This is a genomic window from Photobacterium proteolyticum (assembly GCF_001939735.1).
Taxonomy (GTDB): Bacteria; Pseudomonadota; Gammaproteobacteria; order Enterobacterales; family Vibrionaceae; genus Photobacterium; species Photobacterium proteolyticum.
Genome location: NZ_MJIL01000095.1, coordinates 1 through 14,848 on the forward strand (window position 1 = coordinate 1; position 14,848 = coordinate 14,848).

Annotated in this window: 13 protein-coding genes and 1 pseudogene; 7 read left to right on the plus strand and 7 right to left on the minus strand. The window is 45.2% G+C overall.

Annotated elements, in window-relative coordinates; translation table 11 throughout:
* Positions 1 to 412: 412 nt before the first annotated feature.
* Positions 413 to 1,295 (minus strand): annotated as a pseudogene (locus BIT28_RS23365) (IS30 family transposase).
* 125 nt (positions 1,296 to 1,420) lie between these two features.
* Here BIT28_RS23365 and BIT28_RS23375 point away from each other — a divergent pair.
* Positions 1,421 to 2,266 carry an MBL fold metallo-hydrolase gene (locus BIT28_RS23375; protein WP_075767364.1) on the plus strand — a complete coding sequence of 282 codons (846 nt, stop codon included), beginning with the start codon at positions 1,421 to 1,423 and terminating at the stop codon, positions 2,264 to 2,266.
* A 22-nt stretch (positions 2,267 to 2,288) separates the two neighbouring features.
* Here BIT28_RS23375 and BIT28_RS23380 read toward each other — a convergent pair whose 3' ends face one another.
* Entirely contained in the window at positions 2,289 to 2,996 is a 708-nt protein-coding gene (locus BIT28_RS23380) for an SDR family NAD(P)-dependent oxidoreductase (RefSeq protein ID WP_075767365.1), read from the minus strand.
* A 540-nt stretch (positions 2,997 to 3,536) separates the two neighbouring features.
* Here BIT28_RS23380 and BIT28_RS23385 point away from each other — a divergent pair.
* Both BIT28_RS23385 and BIT28_RS23390 read left to right on the plus strand, forming a co-directional pair.
* Positions 3,537 to 4,556 carry an NAD(P)-dependent alcohol dehydrogenase gene (locus BIT28_RS23385; RefSeq protein WP_075767366.1) on the plus strand — a complete coding sequence of 340 codons (1,020 nt, stop codon included), beginning with the start codon at positions 3,537 to 3,539 and terminating at the stop codon, positions 4,554 to 4,556.
* A gap of 328 nt (positions 4,557 to 4,884) precedes the next feature.
* The gene (locus tag BIT28_RS23390) at positions 4,885 to 5,316 is read left to right on the plus strand and encodes a hypothetical protein (protein ID WP_075767367.1); all 432 of its coding nucleotides are present in this window, start codon (positions 4,885 to 4,887) and stop codon (positions 5,314 to 5,316) included.
* Between the two features lie 90 nt (positions 5,317 to 5,406).
* Here the strand turns inward: BIT28_RS23390 and BIT28_RS23395 are convergent, their stop codons facing one another.
* On the minus strand, positions 5,407 to 5,886 hold the full coding sequence (locus BIT28_RS23395) for a cupin domain-containing protein (protein ID WP_075767368.1): 480 nt from the start codon (positions 5,884 to 5,886) through the stop codon (positions 5,407 to 5,409).
* 246 nt (positions 5,887 to 6,132) lie between these two features.
* Here BIT28_RS23395 and BIT28_RS23400 point away from each other — a divergent pair, with 246 nt between their 5' ends.
* The 4 genes from BIT28_RS23400 to sgrR all read left to right on the plus strand — a co-directional run bounded on the left by BIT28_RS23400 (position 6,133) and on the right by sgrR (position 10,985).
* Positions 6,133 to 7,083 (plus strand): HlyD family secretion protein, encoded by a 951-nt coding sequence (locus tag BIT28_RS23400; RefSeq protein WP_075767369.1) that lies wholly within the window; start codon positions 6,133 to 6,135, stop codon positions 7,081 to 7,083.
* Positions 7,076 to 8,002, plus strand: a complete 927-nt coding sequence (locus BIT28_RS23405; protein ID WP_075767370.1) for an ABC transporter ATP-binding protein — start codon at positions 7,076 to 7,078, stop codon at positions 8,000 to 8,002. Before BIT28_RS23400 ends, BIT28_RS23405 begins: the two co-directional genes overlap by 8 nt.
* Positions 7,999 to 9,093 (plus strand): ABC transporter permease, encoded by a 1,095-nt coding sequence (locus BIT28_RS23410; RefSeq protein WP_075767371.1) that lies wholly within the window; start codon positions 7,999 to 8,001, stop codon positions 9,091 to 9,093. The genes BIT28_RS23405 and BIT28_RS23410 overlap by 4 nt, the downstream gene beginning before the upstream one ends.
* 197 nt (positions 9,094 to 9,290) lie before the next feature.
* Positions 9,291 to 10,985, plus strand: coding sequence for an HTH-type transcriptional regulator SgrR (gene sgrR / locus BIT28_RS23415; protein WP_075767372.1), 1,695 nt, complete (start codon positions 9,291 to 9,293; stop codon positions 10,983 to 10,985).
* A 148-nt stretch (positions 10,986 to 11,133) separates the two neighbouring features.
* On the opposite strand, the gene BIT28_RS23420 is transcribed toward sgrR, so the two are convergent.
* From BIT28_RS23420 to BIT28_RS23435, 4 genes are all read right to left on the minus strand, one after another.
* Positions 11,134 to 12,243 (minus strand): D-alanyl-D-alanine carboxypeptidase family protein, encoded by a 1,110-nt coding sequence (locus BIT28_RS23420; RefSeq protein WP_245823854.1) that lies wholly within the window; start codon positions 12,241 to 12,243, stop codon positions 11,134 to 11,136.
* 214 nt (positions 12,244 to 12,457) lie between these two features.
* Positions 12,458 to 12,925: a hypothetical protein gene (locus BIT28_RS23425; protein WP_075767374.1), complete on the minus strand. Its 468-nt coding sequence runs from the start codon at positions 12,923 to 12,925 to the stop codon at positions 12,458 to 12,460.
* Positions 12,922 to 13,863, minus strand: a complete 942-nt coding sequence (locus BIT28_RS23430; RefSeq protein WP_075767375.1) for an ABC transporter ATP-binding protein — start codon at positions 13,861 to 13,863, stop codon at positions 12,922 to 12,924. The genes BIT28_RS23425 and BIT28_RS23430 overlap by 4 nt, the downstream gene beginning before the upstream one ends.
* On the minus strand, positions 13,860 to 14,702 hold the full coding sequence (locus BIT28_RS23435) for an ABC transporter ATP-binding protein (RefSeq protein ID WP_075767376.1): 843 nt from the start codon (positions 14,700 to 14,702) through the stop codon (positions 13,860 to 13,862). Before BIT28_RS23435 ends, BIT28_RS23430 begins: the two co-directional genes overlap by 4 nt.
* Positions 14,703 to 14,848 lie beyond the last annotated feature (146 nt).

A 14,848-nucleotide genomic window follows, 5' to 3' on the forward strand; every position in this document is an offset into this window, starting at 1 on the left:
TGTGGTGAATTCATTAGATCAGAAGGTAAGGTGCGTGTCTACTTATTGAACTACAAAGGTATTTTGTGGGGATTCGTAAGTGGCGGGCGTTAGGCCTCGAGAGGAAAATATGAAGAAAGTATGTGCTTTAGGTTTGTTAGTTTCGATTTCGGGAGTAGTTAAGGCGTCCGAATTAGATTTTAAGGCATTGGAAAAGCTCAACCCTGGAACATCTGTCCATGTGATTGAAAACTCGAATGTTAGGCTGGATTCTTTCCAAAAATCAGCACGGTGGTCTCTTCGTAATAGTGACGCCGAGGTTGAAATTCTATCTTGTTCACAATTGTTAGAGGTCAGCTTGTCTACAGCACGAGGTAATACTAGCTACGGTGGACTTTGTTCAATTCTTGATATCAAGTTTGAAGTGCAACACTTAGCTGTAATATCCAATGAAGCATTTCTCTGGTGTTTTGAAGCCCAACCGTTTCCGTGGGCGAGTGTTTAATCGTTTAGCAATGGCGTCGCATTTTGCTTGTGTCAGTGTCGTCATTGACGTTCCTTTTGGTAGGTACTGGCGGATCAGTCCGTTGGTGTTTTCATTGGTACCTCGCTCCCATGAGTGGTGTGGATTTGCAAAGTAAAAGCGTGTTCCAGTGGCTCTTTCTATCTCTTTATACTGATGAAACTCGGTACCGTTATCAGCAGTAATACTGGTGAACAGGCCATCGAGTCTGTTCATTATTTTAATGGTTCGCCGGTTGAGTGACGCTGTAGTTCTGTCATCCAACTGACCTATCAAGGTGTGACCTGTTTTGCGTTCGACCAGTGTCACGATGCAGTGTTTGGAGCCTTTACCCATCACGGTATCAATTTCCCAATGGCCGCGAATCTTGCGGTTTTCGGCGTTTCTTGGTCGCTTGCCTGAGGTGCTTCCAGAGGCGGCCGCCATTGGCTTTGTCTGACCATACAAACAGGTAGATCGTCTCATGGATAATAGTAGGTTTGCCCTCTGCTTTCAGGTATCCGGTAATTTGTTCCGGACTCCAATCTTTAATGAGCAACTGTTTAATTTGTCGAAGTTGTTCTACCGTGATGCGCTTGTTTCGTCTAGAGCGACGCCTTCTACCGTTGGTTCGCTTTTGAGCTTTACTTGGCCGGTATACGTTATCAATCCTGCATGAGCTCCGGTTCACCTCGCGGGAGATAGTACTTCAGTGTCGACCAAGGGCGTTGGCAATTTGAGCCTGGTTATAGCCTTGCTTTCTAAGCACAGAAAGCGTATACCTTTCATTCTCAGTGAGCTGTTTGTATTTCATGTGTTTTTTCTTCTTGGCGGGAGGAAAATACAAGGATTATGACAGCTCACTGTTTTAGTTTTGAGTGTTGCACTTAGTATATGAATCCAAGCCACAGAAAAGATTTTCTATCTCAATAGGTAATTATGAAACTTACAGCTTTAGTTGATAACTCACGGTTGAACAGCAGACCCGATCTCGCAGTTGAGAGAGGGCTATCTCTCCACGTAGAGACAATGGGTCAGCAGATTTTATTTGACGTCGGTAGTGGTAAAGCGTTTTGCGATAATGCTGCATTACTGGGTGTTGAAATTCGAGACATAGATGTTGCAGTTATTTCACATCGCCACCATGATCACTGCAATGGTGTTACTCATTTTCTGGATTGCAACGCTAAAGCTCAGGTGTACTTTCGAGACTGTGAAGAAACCGATTATTCTTTTAGGGTATTTGGCTTTAAGAGTAATATCGGTATTGATAGGGAAATATTTGAGAAAGCACCAGAACGATTTTCTTTCGTTAACGAGATGACAGAAATATTGCCTAACATTTATGTTGTTACGAATATAGGCTCCAGGTATCAACAACCAAAAGGTAATAAATACCTGTTTGTTAATTCAGGTAAGGATTGCAAGCCAGATACTTTTGACCATGAACTACTCCTGATTATCAAAGAAAGCGATGGTCTCGTTGTTTTTACAGGTTGTGCGCATAGTGGGGTTATCAATATGGTTCAAACTGCTGTTGAGCTTTTTCCAAGCGCAAGGATAAAGGCTGTTGTGGGTGGTTTTCACCTTGTCGGCTTACCGATATATGACAGTATCGGAGGAACCAAAGAAGAGATTAAGGCTATCGGGAAGGCGTTGGAGAGTTATCCAATAGACAAGCTCTACACAGGTCATTGCACTGGAATGAAAGCGTTTGGCATACTTAAAGCTGTATTGGGGGATCGCCTTGAACACCTCCCTACCGGGCGTAGTGTAACTATCTAGTTTTGTAGTGAGATTTAGTATGCTACCAAGGTATCTCTGAGCCATCATAGCTAAAGAATTTACCAGAATCAGCAGGCGCTGCAGTATTTAATACATTCAATACGCACTGGGCTACATAATCTGCTGTAAACAGTTTGTCTGGTTGTACGTTTTTCTGAAATGGTTTTGATAGATCAGTATCGGTAGTTCCTGGATGAAACGCGAGTACACAACAGTTAGGTAGCTTATGTTTCCACTCTATGCTAATGGTTTTAATGGCCATGTTCAGCGCTGCTTTTGAGCATCGATAACTGATCCATCCACCGATTTTATTGTCCTCTATGCTCCCGATTCGAGCAGAAAGTGAAATGAAGTATGTTCTATGCTTCGACTTTAGCTGAGTAGAAAAGTATTTTGCTAGGTAGATAGTAGGAAGGACGTTTGAATGAATGTTCTGGTCGAAAAAGTCACGAGTAAATTCATTGATAGATTTTTCTGGTTTTGTGTCCGGTAGGTGCAGAAATCCAGCTGCATTGATTAGTATATCCAGTCTCGGAATGCTGTCTGTGAGTGAGCGAATATCAGGCTCAGACGATGCGTCTATGTTGAACCAATGAATACGATCATTATCAATTTCAGGTTTGTTAGTTCGGTAAGTTGCATAAATAATGGCTTCAGTGTCAGATGCAAGGAACAGGTTTACCAGAGCTGAACCTATACCGCCAGAGCTGCCAATAATGAGAATTCTCAATGTTTAACCACCTTTATATTATAGATTCTGTAAGCATAGGACATGGGAGTTGGTAGGGCTAATAAGGCTCCTGATCATTTGATAAGTCGGTATAGGTTGAGGGCTATCTAGTTATACTCGGTAGTTAAGCAAATAGTGTACAAGCAACGGATGATCTGTATAACGCTATTATCTGAGAATATTTCTGAACGTTATTATGTCTTGTTGATACTTAAAGTATTCTGTTTTTGGTTATTGTTAATAATAAGAGGTTAGATTATAAATAGCTTCTTATTATTGCAAGCATAGTACTCCGTGATTTTGTTGTTAGTGTAGGGTTAATGTTTTAAATTTGATGTAACTACTTTTGTTCTCAGTTAAGAGATGAAAGTCATAGAATTTCATGCACCACATATTTGTTGCAGTCATGCTTTGCAAAAGGAAATAGATAAATCAACTTTTCTTAGTAAAAGCCTTAATGAAACTGATTACTTATGTATAAATACGCGATTAGAAATTTATAAATTATTTAGCTAACAATCAATTTATGAGGAATCGCGAATGTGTAATGATAAATTTAATGCTTATGCTGTTATGGAAGCGGGAGGGAAGTTAGTTCCCTGGTCTTATACTCCTGAAGCAAGGGGTGATTGGGATATTGATGTCAAGATTACCCATAACGGTGTGTGTCATACGGATCTGCACATGAGGGACAATGACTGGGATATTAGTCAGTTTCCATTAGTAGCAGGTCATGAGGTAGTCGGTGAAATCGTAGGAACAGGAAAACTGGTTAAAAACCTCAATATCGGTGACCGTGTCGGCTTAGGCTGGATTCGAGACTCGTGCCGTTCTTGCGACCATTGTCTCAGTGGTCAGGAGAACATCTGCCGTGAAGGGTACACGGGCCTAATCGTTGGGCACCATGGTGGATTTGCTGACAAGGTGCGCGTCCCTGCCGACTTTGCCTATCGAATTCCTGATGGGCTTAGCTCTGCAGCCGCAGCACCGCTACTATGTGCCGGTATCACTGTATACACCCCACTTAGAACTCATATCGACAAACTTGGCATGAAAGTGGGTGTTATGGGTATCGGAGGTCTGGGTCATCTTGCGCTTCAATATGCCAATGCAATGGGATCTGAAGTAACGGCATTTTCGACGACCAAGTCGAAAGAAGAAGAAGCCCGTAGTTTTGGTGCTCATAACTTTCTCCAGTGGGGCAACGAAGAAGAAATGGCTGAGGCCAAAGGGACATTCGATCTCATTGTTTGTACTATCTCTGCTGATGCTGATTGGAATATGGCGTTCGATCTTCTTGCGAATAATGGAAAACTCTGCTTTGTCGGGTTACCTGTTTCAGAAATGAAAGTGCCATTGTTACCGTTGATTTTCGGTCAAAAATCAGTTGTTGGCAGTATCGTTGGTGGTCGTCACTTCATGCAGGAGATGCTTAATTTCTCTGCGGTACATGGAATTGAGCCACAGATTGAGGTAATGCCAATCAACGAGATCAACGAGGCAATGGATAAGGTTGCTGCCAACAAGGCTCGTTATCGTATAGTACTTGAAACGGCCTAATATCTTTGAGTAGCCCTCCATAGGGAGGGCTGCTTAAATTCACTGTTTATCCTCAAATACAACATCATTGACTCCTTGTTTAGCAACTTAGCAAACGATGTAGTGCAAGAAAACTCAAATAAACAAAGACGTATAGGGAAGTAAGTTTGATTTTCTTCTCTATTCTTGATGTCGTCGTTTGGCTATCTTGACTCGGTATGTTTCAGGGGCACATTCCAGAGTAATCACCCACAGGCAAAAGTTAACTTTGATTACACTCTCTAGAATGATTGGGAAGTCAGCTCGGATGGAAACTATTTCTATTCATCATAGGTATTAAGGAGTATATGTGAAAAATAGCGTATTTTTGTCGGTGGTTCTTCTGACAGTCTTTTCTTTGAGTGGTTGTGTCGGTGTCGTTCACACTTATGAAGGTGTGAAAAAGCCCGCTGAAGAAGTCGCTATTTTAAAAGGTGAAGTTACAGAGTTCGCTGGTCGAAACTATCGTGTAGTGTTTTCAAGTTATACCGATATCTCTAAAGATGAAAAAGACTTTAAGGATGTCGGTGATGCTATAGTAGGATATCCACGTGAAATTCATATGTTGCCTGGTGAGTATTTTGTATTGACTCAATGTTTAGTTGGTAATGAATATGCGTTTCCAGCAGTAAGAGCCAGTGTTAAGGCCGGTGAGGTATATGAAGTCAAATGTGGCCCAGTCCCGGGGAAATTAAGCACTGTTGGTGCGAAGATACAATTAGTTGAGCAAAAAACTCACTAAGAGGCTGAACAAGGTGCGTCTAGCGTGGTTTGAATGCAGCACGCACCTAGGAAGGTTTCAGTTTCTCCCACCTTTTACCTCTGCCGCTGTTTAGCTTTCAAGGCGGCTCAAGCGTTTAATAATCTCTTCGTGTTGAGGGTACATATCCAGCAGTGTTTCTTGGTTAAAGAGCTCGAAATCTTCGAACGTAAAGCCTGGCGATACCATACACCCGACGAGTGAGAATCCTGGTTTATTCATAGCTGAACCAAAAATACACCCTTTGGGTACAAGGAACTGAGGTCGTTCGCCTGCCGCGAGATCAAGGCCTAGCTGTGCTGTTGTTAACTCACCTTGCTCTGAAATCATATAGATAGTCAGTGACTCACCGGCATGGAAATACCACATCTCGTCGGCGGTTAAGCGATGGAAGTGTGAAACCTCACCTGTTCGAAGAAGAAAATAGATGCTGGTCCACAAAGAGCGTGTCTGGTCGAAATTGCTTTGTGAGTTATACGAGGAACGGTAGTAACCACCTTCGACATGTTGTTCCAGCTCCAGGTGTTGAATGAAGTCATCAGCAGTTTTCAAAGTAATACCTATAAATTATTGGATTGTTATAAAGGGAGAAAAGTAAATTAAATTAGGTGCTTATTAGCTCTTGGGTTTAGGCGTACGAATGTAGCAGAGCCATGACAATGAAGCAATTCGCAACAACTTGATATAGAGCATTATTTTGCTCATCACTTCCTCTTCTTTTAGGGAATTAAAACGATTGTCCATTAGTTTCAACGGCGTACACTTTTAATATGACTTGAAATTGATAGGGGCGCTGCTATGGGAAGAGTATTGCACACTTTATTGTTAATGTTTGCCGTGACGGCGTGTACAGAGCAGGGGCCGACGGAGGCTCTGGGTACACTTGAGCGTGACAGGGTCACACTGACCGCCACTTCTAATGAGATAGTTCGTCTGCAGCCTGTTAAAGAAGGTGAGTTCGTTAAAAAAGGTGATGTGTTAGTTCAGTTAGACAACAAGCAACAGCTTGCAGTTATTGCTCGCGTTAAGGCGGAAGAAGCTCAAGCTGCTGCATATTTGCTGAAGTTGACCAATGGTGAGCGCCCCGAAGATATCGCAGCTGCACAGGCCAGTGTTGAGCGAGCAAAAGCAACACTGACCGAAGCCGAGAGTTCCTATCGCCGTATAACCAAACTTGTTGCCCAAAAATTAGCAAGTTACTCAGAGCGTGATAGGGCGAGGGCGGAGCGTGATGCTGCCCAGGCTGATTACCATTCCGCTGCTGAGAACCTTGCCAAATTAACCAGCGGAGAACGTCCGGAAAATATCACTCAGGCCCAAGCATCCCTTGAAGCCGCCAGTGCGGAGGTTGCGCTGCAGCAGCAAATTCTCGATGATCTGACTATTATCGCCACCCGAGATGGGGTGTTAGACAGCCTGCCATATAATGTCGGTGAGCGAGTATCAACGAGCAGTATTGTGGCTGCCGTTCAGGCAGATACAGTTCCTTATGCGCGTGTTTATGTACCTGAGCCATATAGGGTGAAACTGAAGGCGGGTGATAAGCTGACAGTGCATGTCGATGGTATGGCGAACAGTTATACCGGTACTTTACGTTGGATTGCTACAGAGCCTGCCTTTACCCCATATTATGCACTGAATGAACAAGACCGTGCCCGTCTGGTTTATCTGGCTGAGGTCGATATGCCTGACGAAGCCAAAGATCTTCCTGCAGGCGTGCCTGCGCAGGTGGAGATGCCCCATGAGTGAGAATGCAATAGTCGCAAAGCAGCTCACTCGGAAGTTCAGTGATTTTACTGCTGTTGATGGACTTGATCTTGTGGTACCCACAGGCAGCATTTATGGTTTTCTCGGTCCGAATGGCTGTGGGAAGTCGACAACCATACGTATGCTGACAGGCTTATTAAGCCCAACAACCGGAGAGGTTGAAGTTCTCGGCTTGGAAGTGCCCCGGGAAGCAGAAAAGCTACGCCTTCGAATTGGCTATATGACCCAAAAGTTCTCGCTGTATGAAGACTTGACGGTTAAAGAAAATCTTCAGTTTATTGGACAGATTTTTGGTATGTCGACAAGGCCGCTTGCAAAACGCATCGATGAGCAGCTTTCGACCTACGGACTTGACCGGTTAGCCAGACAGCGGGCCGGCAGTATGAGTGGTGGCCAGAAGCAGCGTTTGGGGCTTGCCGCCGCAACCATGCACCAACCCAGTTTACTGTTTTTGGATGAACCGACCTCGGCTGTTGATCCTGAAAATCGTCGTGATTTTTGGGAGCAGTTATTTGATTTGAGTGATCAGGGAACGACAATTCTTGTCACCAGCCATTACATGGATGAGGCAGAGCGCTGTCATGGTTTGGCAATTATGGAAGCGGGCGTGGTTCGAGCGAATGGCTCCCCGGAAGAGCTGATGAAGAACATGGGTGTAACGGTTGTCGAGGTACAGGCAAATAATCTCCGCCAGCTCAAAACAGAGCTATTAAAGCGAGACGAAATACGCTCTGCGGCGCAATTGGGGATCCGGTTACGGGTGCTTGTCGAGCAGGATATTACTGAGCCGACAGCATGGCTGCGACAGCAGTATCCAGAGCTGGGTAACGCAGAATTAGCGATAGCACGGCCAAGTCTAGAAGATGTGTTCGTGACAAGTACGGGGGAGGGAAGGCAATGAATAGCCTGTTTCGTATGAGTGCGATAATGGTAAAAGAGTTTCGCCAGCTGTCACGAGATCGCATTACGTTTGGTATGGTCGTTATGATCCCGCTAATACAGTTGCTGTTGTTTGGTTATGCAATCAATACCGATGTTCGAAATATTCCTGTTGCGGTAGTTGATCAAAGTCATTCTGCTGTGGGGAGAGTAATAACCGAAGCCGTGAAAGCAACGCAAGTGGTCGTGGTTACTGAGTCTTACCCTACAGCGGCAGAAGCCGAACAGGCGATTACTGAAGGTACGGTAAGAGCAGCGCTGGTCCTTCCTTCAGATCTGTCACAGCGGATCGTGCAGCAGCGCACCGTCGGGCAGTGGCTGGTGGATGGTTCAGATACAATGATCAGTTCGGCCTTGCTGCAATTACAGACCATGCCATTGCAGGATCTCCTGACCTACCAGCCGCCTGCTGAGCCTACTTTTGATGTTGCTTTGTATTTCAATCCATCCAGACGTTCAGCTGTGAATATCGTTCCTGGTCTGCTTGGCGTGATTCTGACGATGACAATGATACTGTTTACCTCGGCAGCAATAGTGCGCGAGCGGGAGCGGGGCAACCTGGAGCTATTGATCACCACGCCGGTACATTCTCTCGAGCTGATGATAGCGAAAATCATCCCCTATATTTTTGTCGGGCTCATTCAGGTTGGGATCATCCTTGGGCTGGGGCATTTCATATTTGATGTTCCGATAAACGGTGAGTTATCGCAATTGTTGCTTGGTACCTTATTGTTTATCTCAGCCAGCCTGACTTTGGGGCTAGTAATATCGACGATAGCCCAGACTCAGCTTCAGGCCATGCAGATGACGGTGTTTATCTTGTTGCCCTCAATCTTGTTGTCGGGCTTTATCTTCCCGTATGAGGCAATGCCTGATATTGCCCAGTGGATATCCGAGGTATTACCTGCAACACACTTCATGCGCCTGATCCGAGGTATCGTTTTGCGAGGGGCTGATTTGATTGATTTGTGGCGTGATGCCGTTTGGCTGGTCGGATTTACCGTCATTGGTTTACTTGTTGCTTCGATGCGCTTTAAGAAGAGCCTCGACTGATTGCTTTTCGATGTCCGTTACTCAGTAAAAAGATGGTAGCCAGCATTCACTCAGGAGATTCACAATTGAATGGGGGTAAAAATGATCAGCTCTTGTACTGGCTACCATCGGAATCACTTTGTTTTTGTATACGTTTGATTTTAAGTTAAAATAGGAAGTGAAAAACAGAATAAATAAATTACAAAGGTTCCTCTTTTATGAGCAGTCAAAGGCTTAAAATTCAATTTCAGCGCCTCTATAGCCACTTTTCCGGAGAAGACTGCGAAACAAACCTGCAGGATATTGCCGAAGTACTGTTTTGTACCCGTCGTAATGTACGCATGGTGATCAACAAAATGGTTGAAAAGGGCTGGATTGATTGGCAGCCCGCGGTAGGGCGAGGAAAGCAGTCAAAGCTTGTTTTTCACAGCTCTGACAGTGAATTACAGTACATGCATGCGCGAAAGCTGGTAGCAGAAGGCAAGCTGGAGCCAGCGCTCGATGTGCTGGAAAACAACGCAGATAAACTGGCACAGCTCATCCAGGAACAGCTAGGACACACCACAGCACAAGGCAAACAGATTGTTCGTCTACCGTACTATCGAGCATTCAGTAACCTTAATCCGCTGTGTCCGCTTCGTCGTTCGGAACAGCACTTAGCCAGACAGATCTTTAACGGCCTAACCCGAATAAATGAGGAAAAAGAGGAAGTAGAGGGTGACTTGGCGCACCACTGGGAGTCTCTTTCTCCACGCCACTGGCGCTTTTATATTCGCCCCGCAGTCAGATTCCATGACGGCAAGTTGCTTGATAGTCAGGATATCATCACCACGCTTGAGCAGGTAAAAGTACAGCGACTGTTTAGGCATATTCAAAGCATTGATTCGCCTTTTCCCAATACCATTGATATCCACCTCCGAAGTGACGATTATCGCTTTCCCGAGTTGCTGAGCAACGTTAGTGCTGTTATTCAGCCAGCTGATGCTGAGCATGAAAGGGATAACGAACTTTTCCCTATCGGCACCGGTCCATACCGCGTTATCCAAAATGACAAGCAGCGCTTTAAGCTTGAGGCGTTTGATCATTATTTCGGTATGAGAGCGCTGATTGACGTGGTAGATATCTGGATGTTGTCTGAAGTCGCCTCATGTTATCTACAGCCTGCGGCAGATACGAGCCAGCTGAGTGGTGTCAGTGTTTCAACACGGCTTAAGCTGGACGAAGGATGTAATTATCTGCTGTTCAATCGAATGACTGGTCTGGCGAATAATGAGCAATGGCTAGCTTATTTTAGGTGTCGATTGGCGCCATTGAACATACTGCCATTGCTCGATAAAGATGAAATCGGTGATTTTCGTCTTACCAATGCCTACGGCATCCTTCCCGGTTGGGCTCATGTGCCTCTGGTTTCGGAGAAAGTGTCTGCTCCGGCAAAGCGTAATATCACATTAGCGTTTGCTGAGCAGCATCCTGTCTATCCGCATATTGCCTCAGTTATGCGCAAACTATTAGCAGAAGACGGCCTTAAGCTTAAAGTGCTGGAGTTATCGACGATGGAGATATTATCCGGTAAGCATGCAGACAAAATTGATATCTGGCTTGGGGGGATGAGCCTCAGTAACTACCGTGATGATGCCATCTTGTCTTGGTTTTATAATTTTGACCATATCGCACGCGCTATGCCCGAAGCGGAGTTTGATGAAATAGAGCGTAGCGTTGCACATTGGCGTGCTGACATTGCTATGGATTCACCGTGTCAGAGCATCGGCGCTAAACTCGTTCAAAGCGGGCAGATCCTTCCGCTGTTCCATAATTGGCTGGGGGTTGATGATACGGGGGTTATTCAGGGGATGCAGTCTAACTCAATGGGATGGTTTGATTTTAAATCGGTTTGGATGAAACCGGAGCACTAATGGCTAGGCTGTGGTTTTATTATTCTTGCATCATAGCTTCATAAGAGTGTCATCTTTGATAATGACTATGATTAGTCACAGAAATGTATGGTCCGCCCCGTTATTGAGAGAACAGGCCCGTAGGCCTGTTCTTATTAGTAGAAGCGAGTTATTTAGGCTCCCAATCTTGCTCGGTAAACCATTGGCCGATTGGTCGCCAGACAACGTCAATCATAGATTTATACCAGGGGGCCTTGCTGGCACTTTCAGCTGCTAGAATGGGTTGTTCTGTTAGCAATTCATCATTTAGATACCATTCCACTTTGCCTACCTGTGTTCCCTTTTCGACGGGCGCTTCAAGCTCATTGTTATAGAAGATCCTGTGTTCAATATTCTTTCGCTGGCGCCTTGGTACGGTGATTGTACCACCGTCGGCTACTTCAATGGCTATGGCAGAAGGGGAGCCATACCAAACTTTAAGGGTAGATAGTTCTTTGCTGCTAAATTGCGGCGTTATATCCTGGAAGAAACGGAAACCCCAGGTAAGTAATTTTTTGCTTTCGATTCGCCGTGTATTCACACTTTCTGTTCCCATCACTACGGCTATAAGTCGCTGTCCATTTTGCTCTGCAGAGGAGACTAAACTGTAGCCGGCTTTCTTTGTGTAGCCAGTTTTGACTCCATCGACGTTCAATGAGGTATCCCACAGCAGGGCATTACGGTTTCCTTGCTTTATCTTCTGGAAGGTAAACGATTTCTCTTTAAAAAAGGGATAGATATCAGGCAGGTCCTGAATGAGTGCCCGTGTCAGCAGGGCCATGTCATAGGCTGTTGTGTGTTGGTCTTCAGAATCCAGGCCGTGCGGGTTGGCAAAATAGGTGTTATCCATTCCCAGCTTTTCTGCCGTGCGGTTCATCATTTCGATAAAAGCTGGCTGGTGACCGGCAACATGCTCAGCAAGCGCAACAGTGGCATCGTTACCCGATGAGATAATCACCCCGCGATTGAGATCATCAACAGAGACTTCGTCTCCGACATTAAGAAACATTTTTGATGAGCCGGGAAACTTCTGACCCCACGCATTCTCGCTGATAATAACTTTGTCGTCCGCAGCAATATGCCCCGCATTGAGCTCTTTTCCCACCACGTAGGTTGTCATTATCTTTGTCAGGCTTGCCGGTGCCAACAGTGCTTGTTCATTCTCACTGGCGATGACCTGACCTGACTCGTAGCTCATCAGTACCCAGGCTTTTGCGGCAATCTCTGGTGGGCTGGGCATGGACTCTGCCTGTGCGGAAATACTAACGCTAGTGCTACAGAAAACAGAGATAAATAAGAAGTGCTTAATAATTGCCTTTAACGTCATAGTTCTAAGACCTTCAATAGCTTATTTGCTGCGCTATCTTTAGCTTAGTAAAAACTTGTGAAGAGAGGATTATTTTTACATCAGCCTTACTGTTTGGTAAGGCTGAGTATGTTACGGGAAATTACTTTTATGCTGGGTGGTTATCGGAGTAGGCAAGATTGAGGTTATTCTGGCCTTCCATGAACATCACGTGTAGATCAATGAGCTGTGTACTTTCTTGTTGCCATTTTGTCTCGGGCTGGCGTTGACAAAATTCCATGATGGCGACAATCATCCGGTCCAGCTTTTTCAGGCACCAGCGCTTCATATCACAATCAAGTTCTGGTTTGCATGCCATATCTTGCAACCTGGCATAGGCAAACTGCAGATAGCTGAAGGCTTTGTCCGTCTCTTGAAGATCTTGATAGTAGTAACTCAATCGCGTACAGGCATCTAACCAATAAGCTAAAGCCTCACTGTGAAGCTCACTTTCTATTGAACCGAAGATATCGTCCGGCGCATGACTGACTGCATTAATTAATATACAGATGTCAGACTGTTGCTGTGGGTGGTACCAGGATTTAATCCCGGTTAACCAGCTACTAAGTTGATTCATGCAACGTTTTCCTTTTCGTTCTCCCAGTTGACGACGAAATGGTTATCACTGATTTGCTGATAGCCATCGACTTCCTTGAGGCTCAGTGTACGAATTTTATCTGCACTCAATGAATAGTTTGGCTCAGAATCAACAAGCTGGTGGAAAGGAAGATCCGGATCCGGAACCGCCGATATCAATAATCGTGTATAAGGGTGGGTTGGATTTCTCAGAATAGAGCGGGTGTCTCCCCATTCCACGATACGGCCGCGGTACATTACAGCAGTCTCTTCAGCAATGTAATGCGCTGTAGCCAGGTCATGGGTGATATATAGAAAACCAATGCCCATCTGCTCTTTCATCTGTTTCATCAGGTTGAGGACGCCGAGGCGAATAGAAACATCCAGCATGGAGGTGGGTTCATCGGCCAGAATTACCTCGGCCCCAACGGCAATGGCACGGGCCAGGTTAACACGCTGTCGCTGACCGCCGCTGAGCTGGTGAGGATATTTACTCAGATCAGAAACCGGCAGCTCGACGAGCGTCATCAGCTCTTCCAATTTTGCTCGTAATGCTTGCTTATTGCTGACTTGCTTGTGGATGAGTAGAGGGCGAGTCAAGTGGTGCTCAATCGTGTGAGTAGGGTTGAGCGAGCCGAATGGATCCTGGAAGATCATTTGCACTTTACCACGATACTCAAGGAGTTCCTTTCTCGATGTGATCTCGGTAATATCTTTGCCGTTAAATAAGATTTCTCCCTGTGTCGGCTCATGCACTTTGGTAATGAGCCTGGCACAGGTACTTTTACCACAGCCGGATTCCCCCACAAGTGCCAGGGTACGTCCTTTATATAGCTTGAAACTGATATCATTGAGTGCGCGGAAGATGTCTTTCGAGCCCATGCCGCCCGCCAGGAATTCTTTGATAACGTTTTTTACTTCTATAATCGGCTGGCTCATAGGGCAATATCCTCTGTAACACGAATGTGCTCGGCTTCTTCATGAATATTCGGGAACGAAGCCCATAGCTGCTGTGTATATGGGTGCTGTGGGTTGTTTCTGATCTCTTTGGAACTGTTTACTTCAACAATTTTCCCCTTGCGCATAACGGCAACGCGATCACATAGCTGAGTCATGAGGGCAAGATCATGGGTGATGAACAGTACCGAGAAATCAAACTCTTTTCGTAGTTGATAGATTTGTTGCAGTATTTCTCGCTGGACAACCACATCGAGTGCGGTGGTCGGTTCGTCCATAATGATCAGCTTGGGACTTAGGCTTAGTGCGATAGCAATAACCAGCCTTTGCCTCATACCACCGCTGAACTGATGCGGATAGTCAGATAAACGGTCGCGCGGAATGTTGACCAAATCCAGTAACTTCTCAGCGCGATCATTGGCCTGTTCGTTGCTATATCCTAGATGGTGCCTCATAACATCGGCAAACTGCTCTTTAAGGGGGAGTACAGGATTGAGGGAGTTCATAGCACTTTGGAACACCATAGCAATTTCTTTCCAGCGAATAATCCCCATTTCTCTTTCGCTAAGCGTGAGGAGGTCGAGGCCGTCGTAGTGAATTTGACCATGAGTAATAAGGGCTGGCGGCTTATGTAGACGGTTAATGGCAAAAGCAATGGTACTTTTGCCACAGCCGGATTCGCCGGCGAGTCCAAAAATCTCGCTTTTACCTATATCAAAGCTGACGTTATCTACCGCACGAAAGTCACCTTGATCGGTAACATAGGTGACTTCCAACTCTCTAATGCTTACCAATGGTTCGGGGTGAAATGCCTGTTCCACGGTTCTCTCCCTAAGACAATATAAGTTAATTCGCAATGAAAATTATTATCATTTCTGTTTAATGTAAAGTGAATAAATAGAGAAGGTGATGGGGTCGACATTAATTAATTAACTGTTTCATTATTTGCGCTTTTGATTACTCATTT

Bases quoted from the DNA above. Each gene is read 5' to 3' on its own strand.
- BIT28_RS23375 (WP_075767364.1), top strand. From the start codon at position 1,421: ATGAAACTTACAGCTTTAGTTGATAACTCACGGTTGAACAGCAGACCC.
- BIT28_RS23385 (WP_075767366.1), top strand. From the start codon at position 3,537: ATGTGTAATGATAAATTTAATGCTTATGCTGTTATGGAAGCGGGAGGG.
- BIT28_RS23400 (WP_075767369.1), top strand. From the start codon at position 6,133: ATGGGAAGAGTATTGCACACTTTATTGTTAATGTTTGCCGTGACGGCG.
- BIT28_RS23405 (WP_075767370.1), top strand. From the start codon at position 7,076: ATGAGTGAGAATGCAATAGTCGCAAAGCAGCTCACTCGGAAGTTCAGT.
- BIT28_RS23410 (WP_075767371.1), top strand. From the start codon at position 7,999: ATGAATAGCCTGTTTCGTATGAGTGCGATAATGGTAAAAGAGTTTCGC.
- sgrR (WP_075767372.1), top strand. From the start codon at position 9,291: ATGAGCAGTCAAAGGCTTAAAATTCAATTTCAGCGCCTCTATAGCCAC.
- BIT28_RS23420 (WP_245823854.1), bottom strand. From the start codon at position 12,243: ATGCCCAGCCCACCAGAGATTGCCGCAAAAGCCTGGGTACTGATGAGC.
- BIT28_RS23425 (WP_075767374.1), bottom strand. From the start codon at position 12,925: ATGAATCAACTTAGTAGCTGGTTAACCGGGATTAAATCCTGGTACCAC.
- BIT28_RS23430 (WP_075767375.1), bottom strand. From the start codon at position 13,863: ATGAGCCAGCCGATTATAGAAGTAAAAAACGTTATCAAAGAATTCCTG.